The sequence below is a fragment of the Albidovulum sp. genome, from assembly GCF_049646345.1.
In the GTDB taxonomy this organism is placed as follows: domain Bacteria; phylum Pseudomonadota; class Alphaproteobacteria; order Rhodobacterales; family Rhodobacteraceae; genus Albidovulum.
In genome coordinates, this window is sequence record NZ_JBARVQ010000764.1 from 1 (window position 1) to 1,809 (window position 1,809).

Consider the following 1,809-nt stretch of genomic DNA (forward strand, 5'->3'; position numbering starts at 1 on the left):
ATGTAGATCCTGGGCGTGAGATTGATGTTTTCGTCGAGACAGATTCTCGCACAATGACCCGCATCTGGATGGGATGGCGCGATCTCGATGACGCGGTGAGGGAGGGGGCCATCGAGTTCACTGGTAATGACGGAGTCGTCAAAAGGTCACGCGATTGGTTGGGCCTCAGCGGCTTGTCGGGCATTTCCAAGCGGCCACAAGAAAAGCTCGTGGGTAGAGAGGTTTCGACTTAGGTCTGGCCAAGCCGACCAATTCCAGACTCTTTTATGTGCACAGGGCAGCGTGAATAGCCCTTTTCGTTGGCAGGCGGATTGCACAAACGATCAAATGCCTTCCATCAGCCGAGCGGACGGCCACCGCCATCCAGAAACCAGTCGTCAGGATAGGGATACCACCAGTCCTGAACGGTCGGCTTGTGGTCGATGATGACCATCTTCGTGCGCCGGAATGCGTCGAGCCCTTGCCGCCCGAGTTCGCGCCCGAGGCCCGAGGCCTTCCAGCCGCCGAACGGCAGGGCGTCGTTGTCGATAAGCGGGTTGTTCACCCAGACCATGCCGGCCTCCAGCCGCTCCGCTGCCTCCATCGCCTCGTCCAGACTGGTGGTGAAGACCGATGCGCCAAGCCCGAAGGGGGAGGCGTTGGCCCGGGAAACGGCCTCGTCAAAATCACGCACGCGGACGACGGCGGCGACCGGGCCAAAGCATTCCGACTGCAACAGCGCCATATCCTCGGTGCAACCTGTCAGGATTGTCGGCTCATAGAACCAGCCCCGGTTCTGATCGGGCGGAACACGCCCGCCGGTGACGACATTCGCGCCCTTGGCGACCGCATCCGCAACCAGCCCCGCGACCCGCTCGCGCGCCGCCTCGGAGACGAGCGGGCCGATCTCGGATTTCGAAAGGCCATTGCCGATCCGCAGCGCACGGGTTCTTTCGGCGAAAGCCGCGATGAAGGCGTCATGTACGGCATCGACGACATAGAACCGTTCCGCCGAGGTGCAGACCTGCCCCGAGAGGTGGAAGGCCGCCGTCACCGCACCAGCCGCCGCGACGTCGAGCGGTGCGCTTTCGCAGACGATCATCGGATCGCTGCCGCCTGCCTCGATCACCGCGGGCTTCATCGCTGTGGCCGCCGCCATCCCCACGGCCTTGCCCGCCGCCACCGAGCCGGTGAAGGCGACCGCGTGTGTGCGGGGCGATGCGATGAGCTTTTCGGCCAGCGCCGCGCCGCCCGGCAGGCAGGCGACAAGGCCCTCGGGCAGGTTCCGAAAGCACTTCATGAACTCAAGCGTCGACAGCGTCGTCGCCGGTGCCGGCTTGACGATGCAGCCGTTCCCGGCGGCGAGGGAGGCCGCGACTGTCCAGCACATAAGCAGCACAGGGAAGTTGAAGGGCATGATATGGACCGACAGGCCAAGCGGTTCATACCGCGCATACTGGAACGATCCCGCCTGCGTCGTGCCCGCGACCTTTCCCGCCTCGTCCCGCGCCATCTCGGCATAGTAGCGGAAGATCGGCGCGCAGTTGGCGATCTCGCCGATCGCTTCTGGAAAGGGCTTGCCCATCTCGCGGCTCATCAGGATCGCGGCGCGCTTGTGGTCTGTTGCCTCGATCACATTGGCCAGATCGTGCAGGATCTTCGCGCGCGACTTTGCATCCACCCGCTTCCAACTGGCCTGGGCAGCGGTAACCGCATCGATCACGTCGGCTGTCTCGTCTTCGTCGGCCTCGGTTATTCGACCCACGACCTCCAGCGTCGCGGGGTCGATGACATCGCGCGGAACACCGGCCATTGGCCGAAAACCGGGGG

The 1,809-nt window shown here is 64.1% G+C and carries 1 protein-coding gene and 1 pseudogene; one reads left to right on the forward strand and one right to left on the reverse strand.

The window, feature by feature from the left end; all coding sequences use genetic code 11:
• Positions 1 to 233: pseudogene (locus tag WBB85_RS20135) on the forward strand (hypothetical protein); the annotation flags it as partial.
• A 104-nt stretch (positions 234 to 337) separates the two neighbouring features.
• Here WBB85_RS20135 and WBB85_RS20140 read toward each other — a convergent pair.
• A partial coding sequence (locus tag WBB85_RS20140; protein WP_432640371.1) for an aldehyde dehydrogenase family protein occupies positions 338 to 1,809 on the reverse strand: 1,472 nt, incomplete at its 5' end.